The sequence below is a fragment of the Occultella aeris genome, assembly GCF_902703175.1.
In the GTDB taxonomy this organism is placed as follows: domain Bacteria; phylum Actinomycetota; class Actinomycetes; order Actinomycetales; family Beutenbergiaceae; genus Occultella; species Occultella aeris.
In genome coordinates this window covers 19,057-33,568 of record NZ_CACRYJ010000003.1, presented here as the reverse complement: position 1 = coordinate 33,568, position 14,512 = coordinate 19,057, and the positions used below count along the sequence as shown (strand labels likewise).

The 14,512-nt window shown below is 67.2% G+C and carries 14 protein-coding genes; 6 read left to right on the top strand and 8 right to left on the bottom strand.

The features are described 5' to 3' along the window. The first annotated feature begins 77 nt into the window (after positions 1 to 77). The 4 genes from trxB (at position 78) to HALOF300_RS00145 (ending at position 3,964) form a co-directional block, all read left to right on the top strand. Positions 78 to 1,073 (top strand): thioredoxin-disulfide reductase, encoded by a 996-nt coding sequence (gene trxB / locus HALOF300_RS00160; protein ID WP_156738636.1) that lies wholly within the window; start codon positions 78 to 80, stop codon positions 1,071 to 1,073. Between the two features lie 37 nt (positions 1,074 to 1,110). Beyond that, entirely contained in the window at positions 1,111 to 1,440 is a 330-nt protein-coding gene (gene trxA / locus HALOF300_RS00155; protein WP_154796444.1) for a thioredoxin, read from the top strand. 301 nt (positions 1,441 to 1,741) lie between these two features. Then, positions 1,742 to 2,974, top strand: coding sequence for an aminotransferase-like domain-containing protein (locus HALOF300_RS00150; protein WP_231954932.1), 1,233 nt, complete (start codon positions 1,742 to 1,744; stop codon positions 2,972 to 2,974). Positions 2,975 to 2,986: 12 nt separating this feature from the next. Continuing rightward, the gene (locus HALOF300_RS00145) at positions 2,987 to 3,964 is read left to right on the top strand and encodes a D-alanine--D-alanine ligase family protein (protein WP_156738634.1); all 978 of its coding nucleotides are present in this window, start codon (positions 2,987 to 2,989) and stop codon (positions 3,962 to 3,964) included. Positions 3,965 to 3,990: 26 nt separating this feature from the next. Here the strand turns inward: HALOF300_RS00145 and HALOF300_RS00140 are convergent, their stop codons facing one another. Continuing rightward, positions 3,991 to 5,250 carry a ParB/RepB/Spo0J family partition protein gene (locus HALOF300_RS00140; RefSeq protein ID WP_156738633.1) on the bottom strand — a complete coding sequence of 420 codons (1,260 nt, stop codon included), beginning with the start codon at positions 5,248 to 5,250 and terminating at the stop codon, positions 3,991 to 3,993. Then, on the bottom strand, positions 5,247 to 6,266 hold the full coding sequence (locus HALOF300_RS00135) for a ParA family protein (RefSeq protein WP_197522186.1): 1,020 nt from the start codon (positions 6,264 to 6,266) through the stop codon (positions 5,247 to 5,249). The genes HALOF300_RS00140 and HALOF300_RS00135 overlap by 4 nt, the downstream gene beginning before the upstream one ends. A 1,459-nt stretch (positions 6,267 to 7,725) precedes the next feature. Here HALOF300_RS00135 and HALOF300_RS00130 point away from each other — a divergent pair. After that, positions 7,726 to 7,899: a hypothetical protein gene (locus HALOF300_RS00130; RefSeq protein ID WP_156738632.1), complete on the top strand. Its 174-nt coding sequence runs from the start codon at positions 7,726 to 7,728 to the stop codon at positions 7,897 to 7,899. Positions 7,900 to 9,212: 1,313 nt separating this feature from the next. On the opposite strand, the gene rsmG is transcribed toward HALOF300_RS00130, so the two are convergent. From rsmG to rpmH, 6 genes are all read right to left on the bottom strand, one after another. After that, entirely contained in the window at positions 9,213 to 9,824 is a 612-nt protein-coding gene (gene rsmG / locus HALOF300_RS00125) for a 16S rRNA (guanine(527)-N(7))-methyltransferase RsmG (RefSeq protein WP_269455258.1), read from the bottom strand. A gap of 62 nt (positions 9,825 to 9,886) precedes the next feature. After that, positions 9,887 to 10,456 carry a Jag family protein gene (locus HALOF300_RS00120; RefSeq protein WP_156738630.1) on the bottom strand — a complete coding sequence of 190 codons (570 nt, stop codon included), beginning with the start codon at positions 10,454 to 10,456 and terminating at the stop codon, positions 9,887 to 9,889. A 35-nt stretch (positions 10,457 to 10,491) separates the two neighbouring features. Next, entirely contained in the window at positions 10,492 to 11,586 is a 1,095-nt protein-coding gene (yidC, locus tag HALOF300_RS00115; protein WP_156738629.1) for a membrane protein insertase YidC, read from the bottom strand. Positions 11,587 to 11,606: 20 nt separating this feature from the next. Further along, the gene (gene yidD, locus HALOF300_RS00110; RefSeq protein WP_156738628.1) at positions 11,607 to 12,008 is read right to left on the bottom strand and encodes a membrane protein insertion efficiency factor YidD; all 402 of its coding nucleotides are present in this window, start codon (positions 12,006 to 12,008) and stop codon (positions 11,607 to 11,609) included. Next, on the bottom strand, positions 12,005 to 12,355 hold the full coding sequence (gene rnpA / locus HALOF300_RS00105) for a ribonuclease P protein component (protein ID WP_156738627.1): 351 nt from the start codon (positions 12,353 to 12,355) through the stop codon (positions 12,005 to 12,007). The genes yidD and rnpA overlap by 4 nt, the downstream gene beginning before the upstream one ends. 5 nt (positions 12,356 to 12,360) lie before the next feature. Then, positions 12,361 to 12,498 (bottom strand): 50S ribosomal protein L34, encoded by a 138-nt coding sequence (rpmH, locus tag HALOF300_RS00100; protein WP_133105649.1) that lies wholly within the window; start codon positions 12,496 to 12,498, stop codon positions 12,361 to 12,363. A gap of 449 nt (positions 12,499 to 12,947) precedes the next feature. On the opposite strand from rpmH, the gene dnaA reads away from it, so the two are divergent. After that, complete coding sequence (gene dnaA / locus HALOF300_RS00095) at positions 12,948 to 14,390, top strand: chromosomal replication initiator protein DnaA (protein ID WP_156738626.1); 1,443 nt, start codon at positions 12,948 to 12,950, stop codon at positions 14,388 to 14,390. The last annotated feature ends 122 nt before the right edge of the window (positions 14,391 to 14,512 follow it).

Here is a 14,512-nt window from a genome sequence, read left to right as displayed (position 1 = left end):
GCCGCTCCAAGGAACAATGCCGGGGCGGCCGTGGTTCACCTCAACAGCACCACCCACCACCCACCGAAGGACCGAGCATGACCGAAGCCACGCCCACCGTCCACGACGTCGTCATCATCGGCTCCGGGCCGTCCGGCTACACGGCTGCCGTCTATGCGGCCCGCGCCGGCCTCGCCCCGATCGTGTTCGCCGGCTCGGTGACCGCGGGCGGTGCCCTGATGAACACCACGGACGTCGAGAACTTCCCCGGCTTCCCCTCGGGCGTGCTCGGGCCGGAGCTCATGGAGAAGATGCAGGAGCAGGCCGAACGCTTCGGTGCGGACGTGCGCTACGAGGACGTGACCTCGGTGCGGCTCGCCGGTGACATCAAGACCGTCACGACCGAGGAGGGCGAGGACGTCCTGGCCCGCGCGGTAATCCTGGCCACCGGCTCGGCGTACAAGGAGATGGGCCTGCCCGAGGAGAAGCAGTTCTCCGGTCGCGGCGTCTCCTGGTGTGCCACGTGCGACGGCTTCTTCTTCAAGGACCAGGACATCCTGGTGGTCGGCGGTGGCGACTCCGCGATGGAGGAGGCGCTGTTCCTGACCCGGTTCGGCAGGACGGTCACGGTGGTGCACCGCCGCGACGAGCTCCGCGCCTCGAAGATCATGGCCGAGCGGGCGCTGAACGATCCGAAGATCACCTTCGCCTGGAACAGCGAGATCGTAGCCATCCACGGCGACGCCAAGGTCAGCGGGGCCACGCTGCGCGACACCGTGACGGGTGCGATGCGCGAGGTCGGCGCGAGCGGCATCTTCGTGGCGATCGGGCACCTACCGCGCACGGAGCTGCTCGCCGGGCAGATCGACCTCAACAGCGAGGGCTACGTCGACGTCGAGCACCCGAGCACCCGCACGAACCTGCCGGGCGTTTTCGCGGCGGGCGACGTCGTCGACCACCACTACCGCCAGGCCATCACGGCCGCCGGGACCGGCTGCGCCGCGGCACTCGACGCCGAACGCTACCTGGCCGCGCTGGACGCGACGAACTCCGGGGACCCCGTCGGCGCGTTAGCCGCGGCCCTGGCCGAATGACCACTCCCATTCCCACACTCGAGATCCGAGGACACGCATGAGCAACAACGTCACCCACGCCACCGACGACTCTTTCGGTCAGGATGTCCTGCAGGCCGACCAGCCGGTGATCGTCGACTTCTGGGCCAGTTGGTGCCCGCCCTGCCTCCAGTTCGCCCCGATCCTCGAGGAGATCGCCGACGAGTACGCCGGCAAGATCAAGGTCGTCAAGGTGGACGTGGACGCCAACCCCGATGTAGCCCGGGACTACAACGTGGTCTCGATCCCCACGATCAACGTCTACACCGGCGGTGAGCTGTCCAAGTCCCTGGTGGGCTCGCGCCCGAAGAAGAAGTTCCTCGACGAGATCTCCGAGTACATCGCCTGACCTGCCGGGCCGTGGCGCCCGCCGAGCCGTTAGCTCTCCGACCCCCCGAGACGTGAAACACTCGGGGGGTCGGTCGTTCCCGGACCGGCGACCCATTTTCCGGAAGGCAACCGCAATGAACGAACGCAGCCAGCAGGCACCCGTCGAGCCGACGCCCACCGTCGCCGCCGCCGCCGCTGCTGCCTTCGCTCCCGCGGCCCGGCCCGCAGCCGCGGCACCGACCGACGCCCGCGGCAACACACCCGCCCGCGGCACGCGCCTGGACCCGTGGTTGGGCAACTACGCCGACCGGACCCACGGCATGAAGGCCTCCGAGATCCGGGCCCTGTTCGCCGTCGCGAACCGACCCGAGGTCGTCTCCCTTGCCGGCGGTATGCCGTTCCTGGCCGGGCTCCCGCTGGACAACATCGCCGACCTGACCCAGCGCCTGCTCACCGAACGGGGCGCCGTCGCGCTGCAGTACGGCTCGGGACAGGGCGAGGAGGCGCTGCGTGAGCAGATCCTCGAGGTGATGTCCCTGGAGGGCATCCAGGCGCACTCCGACGACGTCGTGGTGACCACCGGCTCGCAGCAGGCGTTGGATCTGGTCACGCGAATCTTCGTCGACCCGGGCGACGTCGTCGTCGCGGAGGCGCCCAGCTACGTGGGCGCTCTCGGCGTGTTCCGTGCCTACCAGGCGGATGTCGTGCATGTGGACATGGACGACGCCGGGCTCATCCCCGAGGCCCTGGAGGAGACCCTCGCCCGGCTCGGCGCCCAGGGGCGCCGGGTCAAGCTGCTGTACACGGTCCCGAACTTCCACAACCCCGCGGGTGTGACGCTCTCCCTCGAGCGACGCCCGCGGATCGTCGAGATCGCCAAGCGGCACGGCGTCCTGGTGCTCGAGGACAACCCGTACGGGCTACTCGGCTTCGACGGCGACCCGTTGCCTGCGCTGCACTCATACGACCCGGAGGCGGTCGTCTACCTCGGCTCGTTCTCGAAGACGTTCGCACCCGGGTACCGGGTGGGCTGGGCGGTGGCCCCGCACGCCGTCCGCGAGCGCCTCGTCCTGGCCAGTGAGTCGGCGATCCTGTGCCCGTCGATGATGAGCCAGCTCTCGGTCTCCACCTACCTGAGCACCTGCGACTGGCGAGGGCAGGTCAAGTCCTTCCGTGAGGTCTACCGGGATCGTCGCGACGCCATGCTCGCCGCCCTGGCCGAGCACATGCCGACCGCCACCTGGACCGTGCCCGCCGGCGGGTTCTACACCTGGGTCACGTTGCCCGCCGGCCTCGATGCGCAGGCGATGCTCCCGCGCGCCGTCACCGGCCTCGTCGCGTACGTGCCGGGCACAGCCTTCTATGCGGATGGTCAGGGCCAGGACCACATGCGGCTCTCGTTCTGCTATCCCACACCCGAACGCATCCAGGAAGGCGTCCGCCGCCTCGCGACCGTCGTCAACGACGAGTACGACCTGGTGCGGATGTTCGGAACCGGGGCCGCCACCCAGGTGGTCCGCGGGACCCAAGCCCCCTCCCCGAACCAGGCCTGAGGACGCATCACCATGGACGCCGCCGCACCCGACGCTGCCGGAGCACCCCTCGAGCTGCTGATCCTCGCAGGGGGCTTGTCCCACGAGCGGGATGTCTCGCTACGGTCCGGGCGACGGGTGGCGGAGGCGCTTCGGGCGCTCGGGATGTCCGTCAGCGTCCGCGACGTCGATGCGGGGTTGCTCGGCTACCTGGAGTCGGCGCGGCCGGACGTCGTGTGGCCGATCCTGCACGGTGCCACGGGCGAGGACGGCTCGATCCGGGACCTGCTCGAGCTGGTCGGCGTGCCCTACGTGGGTACCGACTCGGCCGGCTCCCGGATCGCCTGGAGCAAGCCGGTCTCGAAGACGCTGATGGCACGGGCCGGCGCGCGCACCCCGGAGTTCGCGAGCCTGCCACAGTCGCTGTTCCGGGAGGTCGGCGCACAGGCGGTTCTCGACATCGTGCTCGATCAGCTCGCGCTACCGCTGGTGGTCAAGCCGGCCAAGGGGGGCTCCGCGCTGGGGGTGTCCGTGGTGACCGATGCCAAGGAACTGCCGCGGGCGATGGTCACCTGCTTCTCCTACGGGGAGAACGCCCTGCTCGAGCGCGTGATCGTCGGTACCGAGCTGGCGGTGTCCGTGGTCGATGTGGGTGATGGTCCCGTCGCACTGCCCGCAGTGGAGATCTCCACCGAGGGTGCCTACGACTACGACGCCCGGTACAACCCCGGCCGGACCGAGTACTTCGCGCCCGCGCGACTGACCCCGGAGGCCGAGCGCGCAGCGGCCGACCTTGCCGTGCTGGCGCATCGCACGCTGGGCCTGAGCCACCTCTCCCGGACGGACATGATCGTGGACGCGAACGGCGTGCCGTGGTTCCTCGAGGTGAACGTCGCCCCGGGCATGACCGAGACCTCGTTGCTCCCGCAGGCGGCCCAGGCCGGCGCCCGGCCACTGGGTGACCTGTATCGGAGCATCGTGGCCGCGGCCCGGGTCACCCAGCGGGACTGACAGCGGCTCGGGTCAGCCCCGCAGTGTCACTCTGCACTCGGCTGGAGCACGCCCGGGTCGTCGGGGGTGAGCGCGTTCAGGATGCGATTGAGATCTTGCACACTCGCGAACTCGATGTTGATGCGGCCTTTACGTTGACCAAGATGCACCTTGACCTTCGTGTCGAGGCGGTCCGAGAGCCGGCTGGCGAGGTTGTCGAGGGCCTCGCTGTGGTCGCCCGCCCGCGGGCGACGGCGCATCTCCGGCTGGGTCGGATCGTCGCCGAGGGTGACTATCTCCTCGGTCGCTCGGACACTCAGCCCTTCGGCGACGATCCGTTGCGCGAGGCGCTCCATGGCGCCACCGTCGGGCAGCCCGAGAAGGGCGCGAGCATGGCCTGCGGACAGGACCCCGGCCGCAACCCGTCGCTGTACCAGCGGCGGCAGCTTCAGCAGTCGGAGAGTGTTGGAGATCTGTGGCCGTGACCGGGCAATCTTGGTTGCCAGCTGGTCGTGAGTGCACCCGAAGTCGTCCAGGAGCTGCTGATAGGCGGCTGCTTCCTCGAGCGGGTTCAGTTGCGCGCGGTGCAGGTTCTCCAGGAGCGCGTCCCGGAGCATGTCATCCTGGGCCGTGTCCCGGATGATCGCGGGAACAGTGTCATTGCCGGCAAGCCGGGATGCACGCCAGCGGCGCTCACCCATGATCAGCTCGTAGGTGGGACGCCCCTCGACGTCGTAGCCCGAGGGGCGCACGACGACCGGCTGCAGGACGCCGACCTCACGGATGGAGCCCGAGAGCTCCTCGAGCTCGTCCTCGTCGAACACCTGACGGGGCTGACTCGCATTAGGCCTGATCGCATCCAGCGGGAGTTCGGCGAACCTCGCGCCGGGGACCGGCTGCAGCTCACCATCGTCGAAGGAAGCTTGAGGCACGACTGCCTCGGTCGCCGGGTCCGCGACCTCGGAGGTCTGGCCGACCGGGCCGGGGGCCGACTCGGACGAACCCACCGTGCCGTCGTTCGTGCCGAGCGCGGACTCGGCGTTCGATTCGGGCGCGACGGTCTCGGAGCCGACCAAGTCGGATACCGACGCGACGGGCGGGTCGCTCGGGCTCGGCACCACCGGGGACTGCGGACTCGTCGCTGACTCCGAAACGGGGTCCGGTGGCGTCGCGACCGCCGTTGCCGCTCCACGGGAGTCCGGGAAGAACACATCGACCGGACGGCCCGGTCCGCCACTACCCGATGGGGGTGCGGTCGGGATCAGGGCCCCGAGCCCTCGGCCAAGTCCTCGTCGACGCTCACTCATCGGTTCGCTCCTTCTACCTCGGGCGCCTCGGTGGACGCTTCGCCGTCTCCCTGGTCTACGGACGGTTCCTCGGTGGCACCCTCGCTGCCCGACTTGCCCAGGGTCGGCTCCGGGGGCAGCGCCCCGCGCTTCGCGATCTCCCGAGCGGCCTCGAGGTAGGCGAGGGCACCGGAGGAGCCCGCGTCATAGGTCAGCACGGTCTGCCCGTAGCTCGGTGCCTCCGAGATACGGACCGACCGCGGGATGGAGGTATGGAGGGTCTGGTCCGGGAAGTGCTCGCGGACCTCCTCGGCCACCTGGTGGGCCAGGTTCGTCCGACCGTCGAACATCGTCAGCAGGATGGTGGATACGTGAAGTGCCGGATTCAGGTGGGCCCGAATGAGGTTGATGTTGTTCAGCAGCTGGCTGAGGCCCTCCAGTGCGTAGTACTCGCACTGGATCGGGATCAGCACCTCACGCGCCGTGACGAACGCGTTCACGGTGAGCAATCCGAGGCTGGGCGGGCAATCCACAAAGACGTAGTCGATCCGTGGTTGACCTTTCCGTGACCGTTCCTTGAGGTAAGCGGCCAACGCGTTGCGGAGGCGGTTCTCCCTCGCCACCACCGAGACCAGTTCGATCTCCGCGCCGGAGAGATCGATCGTGGCCGGAACGCAGTACAGGCCCGGGATCGCCTCGCTCTCCTGAATCACCTCTGAGATCGGGACGTCGTTGATCAGGATGTCGTACGTCGAGGGGACACCGCTGTGGTGTTCGATCCCAAGCGCAGTGGAGGCGTTTCCTTGAGGATCATTATCAATAACGAGAACCCTCAAGCCGGCCTTCGCGAGCGCCGCGGCCAGGTTCACGGTCGTCGTCGTCTTCCCGACGCCACCCTTCTGGTTGGCCACGGTGAAGACCCGGGTCTGCCACGGCGGAGGGAACCTCCGGCCTGCCAGTTCGATCCGCCGACGGGCGTCAAGCGCCAGCTCGGCCGCGAGAGGAGTCGTCTCGTCCATGATCGGAATGGCCGACATCAACTCGAGTCGGCGCTCCTCCTCGGGCGAGAGCGGTGATGTGACATCCGTGGGTGTCTGACCGACGACACCGGTGTCTTCCTGGTCCACGTGGAGCGTCCATTCGAGGGGGATTGGCGTACCGTCACAGCCTAAGCGTGATCCGGTGTCGTTCAGACCATCCACACCCGCGCGTCGTGTCCGCAACGTCACGCATCGGTTCACGTTGCCAGCGGTTTCGTTTCACGTGAAACTGACTCACACCTGGCAAGCGGAACCTGTGGGACGGGGCGACACGACCGAACGTACGCGAGACCCGTGGGCTACGTTCGGAACGCAGCGTCTACCCAGGTCCGGTACGTCCTTGCGAACTGGGCGGGACCGTCACCAACAGGGATTCGGCGAGAGGCGACGGCGCCGCATCGATGTGGATTGGTACCGTGAGGCGATGTGGATGGGTACCGGGAGGCGCGAGCAGCCTGCGCGCGATCGCGGTGGCGGGAGCACCGAGAGGCCCACACGCGGATCACTAAGGGGACGGCCGGTTTCACGTGAAACACGGTCATTCCTCGGCGTCGTGTGCCGGCTGTCGCAGAACCAGCGGCGATAGAGCAAGGGACCCGGCACGGACGAGGACCAGAATTGCCGGAGTTGCCCGTGTCACCGGCGAAGGCTCCTGCCACCAGCCGGCGTGGGCAATCGACAGACGTGGCGCCACGAGCATTCACTCATGGCACGCGAGGTGGACGAGTCACCGAGCTCGGACCGACTTCCTGCGGCTCGTGGCGTTTCACGTGAAACCTCCTCGAGCGTGACCGCGTATTCAGCAAGAGTCCGATCCGAAGCCGTACAGGCATAGCGCCAATCCGATGCGCAACCTTGCGCCTACCACTTGCGACCTCGCGTCCCACAGGGCCAGGCGGGGTACTGCGCCGAGTTTCACGTGAAACCGAGGTCTCTGGTTCATACCCGGCGACCTCCGTCCCCGGTCACACGACGACGTTCTCGACGTTTCGATATACCCGCGGGCCGGTCAAGGCAGTAGCGGAACGAGTCTCTGTCCAAGAGCTCACCTGTCGACGCGGCAACCCAGCGGGCGGCATCCGTCTGTGCGAGCACAAGGGTTGCGCTGAGCACAACTCACGACACGGCATCACGCCGAACAGATACCGGGTAGGGGTCTGCTTCACGTGTACGGGTAGGGTCAGTTTCACGTGAAACGGAGTGCACCTGACGGGTCGGCCTCGAAGGCAAGTAGCTCCCGCAGATTCTGTTTCACGTGAAACGTGAGTACCCGGGGGATCCCCAACCCTCGCGCCCAGCGGGCCCCCAGGTGCTCACCACAACGGCACTTCCCAGCAAGAGCTGCATACATCGCGGCCACCGTCCGTCCGCGCTGTCACCACAGCGACTCGCAGGCCGGCCGCACGGCGTTCCACCCGAAAGGGACGCGACTCAGCAAGGGGTCCACCGCGCTAGCGTGCCACCAAACCCGAGTCGCAACGAGCCGGACAAAGGGTGTCCGCTCGCCGCCACGGAACCCGACAAGCCGGACCGTAGCGACAGCGACAGCTACAGCTACACCGACACCGACACCGACACCGACACCGACACCGACACCGACACCGACACCGACACCGACCGTTTCACGTGAAACGCGGCCCCTTCGCAACGTCGGAGCGAACCTGGCACGCCCCGCCAGCCGTTCACGCGAGCTCCAGTCGAAACGAAGGCACCTACCAACACCAGCCGCAACTAGCGACATCCCCGAACGGCCCGGCCTAACCAGGACGAACCAGTGGGCTCTTCGCGGCGAGCGCCGTCCCCGGGCGATCGTGCCACCAACGCGCACAAGGCGCCGAGATCGGAAGGATGGATCGCGGGAGACGCCCGCCCAAAGCCAGCAGCTATCGAGTCCACCAATGGCCTGTTTCACGTGGAACGCCCAAGCGTCAGGCCGTCGAACCCAGACGCCACGGCCCGGTCCAAACCGTGCTCACGCGCTTCGAGGACGTTGCTCTCGACTCCGACATGACGGCAGTTGCACCCGGCCGACCAGCGGACACGACTCGCGGATCGTCACCGCAGACCCTACACGGCGAGAGAGATCGAAGTCCGCCACGCACCCATTCAGTCGGCGCAGTTCAATCGCTGTTGGACGTCCCACAGCGCGAGCGGCGCACACGCAGGGCTCACCCTGCCGCAGCCACTGCAGAAGCGCCGCCGTCCGCGTCGTGCGGCGCATCGAGGCCAGCCCACCGAGTCCTGCATCGCCTATGCACCGCGTCGACGGCGTGACCCTCGCCCGAATCGATCGCGGTTCCACCCGATGGCGGCCCGCTCGAACCCAATGCCCGATTCGCCGATACAGGCGACAGACCAACACGGTTTCACGTGAAACGAAGCAGCAACCGCGCAGTGCCACGTCGCGTCCGAGAGACCGGGCGAGCAACTTCAACCGGGACACGCCACCTGCACCCGGCGAGCCACGGTGTGCGGGCCGCACGTGGCCGAGTCGCGCCGGCACGCCGTGTGGGCGTAGTAGACCGGACCGACGCGCGCGCCGCACACAGGACACGACGAACGGACCGGTGATGGTCAGGTCGGAACCCGCTACGACTAGAACACCAGCCAGCACCGTTTCACGTGAAACGCCGACCCGCTCAGACCAGGTACGCACGGTCGCTCGAGACAGTGCCGCTCAGGCATACCTGCACCCGTCCCGGCAGATGCGACAATCGCGGACTCGGCGCGTCACTGGTGCACAAACCTCGATCGGGGCACGGCCATCTGGTCCGCAACCTAAGCCGAGTCGCACCGCGGGCGACCGCCAACGCTACGTGCGACTGGTCGTTCCGACCCCTTGTCGGAGCGACGCGAAGATCGCTCAGGTCACGCCATTGGGCACCGCGAGTACGACTCGAAGTCAGCCGGGCCCACAGGCAATCGAACGTACGTACTACGGCCCTACTTCCGGACTTCGACAACCTTCGTCGACTCGCCATCACCGAGCAGATCGACGTCGTGCACCGAGAAGGACTTCGCGCCGAGCTTTCGCAGCACAGGAGCCGCCTCAGCAAGCTCCTCCTGCGCGCGGCGGCCCTTCTGCGCGAGTAGTACCCCGCCACGTTCCACCAGAGGCAACGTAAGCCGAGCGAGCTTTCCGAGAGCAGCCACCGCGCGTGCAGTCACAGCGCTCACCCGAAGACGACCGTGCAACTCCTCGGCGCGAACCTGATGGAGCGTGACATTGTCGAGATCGAGCTCTTCGACAACCTCCGCCAACCAGGCGATCCGGCGCTCCATCGGCTCGATCAGATGCACGTCGAGATCGGGGCGCATCAGGGCCAGGACCACTCCCGGCAGCCCCGCGCCGGATCCGACATCGGCGAGCGACCCGGTGGCCGGAAGGAATCGGGCCACCGCTGCGGAGTTCACGACGTGCCGGGACCAGAGACGTGGAACCTCACGCGGACCGATCAGCCCCCGCAGCTCACCCTCGTCCGCGAGCATCTCTGCGAACCGCGCCGCACCGGACCAGGCCAGACCGAGAACGGCGCGACTGGGCGCATCGTCCACGACCACTTCGGCATCCTCGGGAGGCTCAGCACCGTCCGATTCCGGACCCGACACGTGCCCGCTCAACCCGCAGCAGGAGCGCGGACCACAACGTGGCGCTTCGGCTCCACACCTTCGGAATCACTGATCAATGAAGCCGCCGCGACCGCGTCGTGAACGACCTTGCGCTCGAACGGGTTCATCGCGGGGAGCGAGACATCGGCACCCTCGGCCCGTGCGCGGTCGATGGCCTCCTGTGCGATCGCCGTCAGCTCGACCTTGCGGGCCTGCCGGTGGCCGGCGACATCGAGCATCAGTCGGCTGCGCTCACCCGTCTTGGCCTGAACCGCCAACCTGGTCAGCTCCTGGAGCGCATCGAGGACCTCGCCCTCGTCACCGATAAGCGGCTTCAACGAGTTCGCATCCGCAGAGTCGGTCACGATCTCGACCGCGGCGCGACCGTGATCGACGTCGATGTCGATGTCGCCATCCAGGTCAGCGATGTCGAGGAGTTCCTCGAGGTAGTCGGCAGCGATCTCACCTTCCTCCTCGAGTCGGTTGCTGGGGCCGACCTCGTCGGTGACGGGCGTAGCCTCGGCCACCGCGTCAGCGGGCGAGACTGCAGTCTCGACCTGGTTGGTGTCGTTCGTCATCATCGAACCTCTCGGGCTGTGGGGTGCGCTCGGCGCTACTTCTTGGGCTTGGTGGACTTCGACGAGGGCGACGGGGCGGGCTCGGCGATGGACTCCGATTCGCTCTCCTGCTCAACCGCCCCGCCTGCCGACACGGCAGCCGGCCGGGTGCCGGCCCGCTTGGAGCGCGGGCTGTTCCGCTTCGGCTGCTGCCGCTGGCCACTGGTGCCGATGGTCAGAGTGTCGGTGCCAGCCTCGCCGGGTCCGGCGGAGCCGTCATCCTCCAACGTCTTGCCGCGTCGCTTGGCCTTACGGGCCTGACGATCCTTGTATGCCTTCTCGGCCTCGGAACCGGGCGCCGGCGAGTTCCTGATCACGAACCACTGCTGACCCATCGACCACAGGTTCGACGTGGACCAGTAGACCAGCACACCGATCGGGAAGTTCACACCGGAGAAGGCGAACACCAGGGGCAGGATGTACATCAGCATCCGCTGCTGCCGTGCCATCGGGTTGTCGAGCGCCGACTGCGGCATGTTCTTCATCGTCAGCTGCCGCTGGGTGAACAGCGTCGTGGCCGACATGATGATGATCAGCGCTGCGGTCACGAACTTCACGGCCAGATCGTCAGAGCCGAGGAAGGTCGAGGACAGAGACGCCCCGAAGATCTCGGAGGACTCCGCCTGGGCAGCGAGATCCTGCGTCAGCGGCCCGATGCTCTCGCGTGCGTACGTACCGGTCGCCACCGCCTCCAGGGAGGCGAGCACCCGGAACAACGCGAAGAAGATCGGCATCTGCGCCAGGATCGGTAGACAGGAGGCGAACGGCGACGTTCCGGCCTCCTTGTAGATGGCCATCATCTCCTGCTGCTGCGCCTGACGGGACGCCGGGTCCGTCTTGCCCTTGTACTTCTTCTGCAGCTTCTGGATCTCCGGCTGCACGAGCTGCATGCCGCGGGACGCCTTGATCTGGCGCACGAACAGCGGGATCAGCAGGATCCGGATGACGACGACCAGCGCCACGATGGAGAGCAGCCAGGTCCAGCCACCCGCCGGATCCATCCCGAGCCAGGTCAACACGTCGTGCGCGCGGACCATGATCCACGCGACCGCAACCTTGATCGGCCACAGCAAACTGTCGAAGAAGCCCATGAACTACTAAATCTCCAATGTCAGGCCCGCGGAGGCGAGCCCAGGCTGGCAGGTCTACCGACGAGGGTACGTGCTCGTCGGTCAGCGCTGCGGTGGGTGTGACCGTGATCGTCGCCGGATCGCCGGCTTGGTACGTGGTCGACGCCGCCTGCCGACCAGGGATTGCAGCGGAGCACCCGCCAGATCGCGAGCCCCGTCCCCACGATCGGGCCACGCTTCGTGAGCGCGTCGATCGCGTAGGCGGAGCAGCTCGGGTAGTAGCGGCAGGTGGGTGCGAACCAGGGTGACACGATCAACTGGTAGCCGCGGACGAGTCCCGTCAGCAACCACGTCAGCGGGTTTCGGACCCGTCGACGAACCGTCCCCGTGCCGGAGTCGTCCGTGCCGGAGGGCCCCGAGGTCTCGCCGTGCGGCCGCGTCATCGCTTCACCTCCGCACGTGCGCTCCTGTCCAGACAACGCACCACGTCGCGTTCCAGTTCCGGAAAGGTGGCGGCGGCGGCCGGCGGCAGCGCCCGCACCACCACCGAGCTCCCGATCGGGAACGTCTCCAAGCGGGACGCGCTGATTGCCCGGAGGCGACGCTTCACCAGGTTCCGCTGAACGGCGCCGCCAACCGCCTTGGACACGACAAAACCCACCCGAGCCGGCTCGGCTCGGGTGGATCCTCGATAGTGCACCACGACTCGTGGCGTGCCGCTGCGGGCACCGAACCGGATCGCGTCGGCGAACTCGTCACCGCGACGCATCCGGTGCTGTGCCGGCAGCACCGTGCTCAGGCAGACAGCGCGCTGCGGCCCTTGCGGCGACGAGCCGCCAGGATCGAGCGACCAGCGCGGGTGCGCATACGCAGTCGGAAGCCGTGCACCTTGGCTCGGCGCCGGTTGTTCGGCTGGAAGGTCCGCTTGCTCACGGGAATGCTCCAAAAGATGTTGGGAAGGGCGCCATCACCGGGGAAGCAAGGCGCAGAACCGTTCGAACACGAGCCTCCGGGCAGGAGCACACGCGCGTCCACACGACTGATCCACGGTACGCGAGGCCGGGTTACCCGGTCAAACCCGCCGTGGAGGCCTTCGCCACATTCCCTGACACCCGAGGGTACCGGGCCACCAGGCACGTTCCGCGAGGACCCGCCACACACGCGCCCGAACCGGACGGACCTCGATCCACATTCCTGTGGACGACCGGTGGCACCGGCCGCCCTGCGGGGTTACGCTCGCACCTCCCGACGGTGACACCCATGCCTCGCTGTCCGCAGGATCTCGCGCGTTCTCGAACCGAGACCGGTTGCACACAGACTGTGGATAGAGTTGTGGACGACACCACCGTCGATGCTGTCACCATCTTGCTGCAGGGGGTCATGTGTCCGAATCACCAGTCGATGCCGCAGCGCTCGGTCCTGCCTGGACCAGGGCCATCGAGATCCTCACCGACCGAGGCGAGCTGAGCGGGCCGCACCTGGGGTTCATCCGGCTCACCAAGCCGCTCGGCGTCATCGACGACACGATCCTGCTAGCCGTCTCCAACGACTTTGCCAAGGAGTTCATCGAAACCCGAGCCCGCGAGTCGATCACCGCGGCTCTGTCGGCTGCCCTCACGCACAACGTCAAGGTCGCTGTCACCGTCGACCCGTCGCTCGAGGAGACTCTGACGATCGACGAACCGCCGCGGCGAGCCGAACCGGTCCAGGACCGCGAGCAACGACCCGCGCCGAGGCAGGCGCCCAGGTCGGCGCCGCAACCGGACCACTACGCGACCGGCGTCGACCCGAACGCCCGCCTGAACCCGAACTATTCATTCGATACGTTCGTGATCGGGTCCAGCAACCGATTCGCGCACGCCGCGGCCACCGCAGTCGCCGAGGCACCGGCCAAGGCCTACAACCCGCTCTTCATCTACGGACAGTCCGGGCTCGGCAAGACCCACCTGCTCCACGCGATCGGGCACTACGCGAAGAGTCTCTACCCGGGGATCCGGGTCCGGTACGTGAACTCCGAGGAGTTCACCAACGACTTCATCAACTCGATCCGCGATGACAAGGCCGAGGCGTTCCAACGGAGGTACCGCGAGGTCGAGGTGCTCCTCATCGATGACATCCAGTTCCTGCAGGGCAAGGAACAGACGATGGAGGAGTTCTTCCACACGTTCAACACCCTGCACAACGACAACAAGCAGGTCGTCATCACCTCGGACCTGCCACCAAAGCTCCTCAACGGCTTCGAGGACCGAATGCGCTCGCGCTTCGAATGGGGCCTGATCACGGATGTGCAGCCGCCGGACCTCGAGACTCGCATCGCGATCCTACGCAAGAAGGCCGGCAGCGAGAGCCTCCAGGCACCGAACGACGTCCTGGAGTACATAGCGTCGAAGATCTCCTCCAACATCCGTGAGCTCGAGGGCGCGCTCATCCGGGTCACGGCGTTCGCGAACCTCAACCGGCAGTCCGTCGATCTCTCCCTCGCGGAGATGGTCCTCAAGGACCTCATCACCGACAACGACGGTGCCGAGATCACGCCGTCGTCGATCATGGCGCAGACGGCCACCTACTTCGGCGTGACCATCGAGGCCCTCTGCAGCGCGGACCGTTCGCGGGTGCTCGTGAACGCACGTCAGATCGCGATGTACCTGTGCCGGGAACTCACGGACCTGTCGCTGCCGAAGATCGGCCAGCTCTTCGGAGGTCGCGACCACACCACCGTGATGCACGCGAACCGCAAGATCCGTCAGCAGATGGCCGAGCGTCGGTCCACGTTCAACCAGGTCACCGAGCTGACGAACCGGATCAAGCAGCAGCAACGAGGCTGACCGACACGACCGCAGGGCGGCCGGTCCTCGAATCGCTGACCGCCGGTGCGGCGCTGGCTCGACCCGAACCGTTCACCCGTTTCAACCAATTCACAGTTGTGGATGAACCTGTGGACACCCGT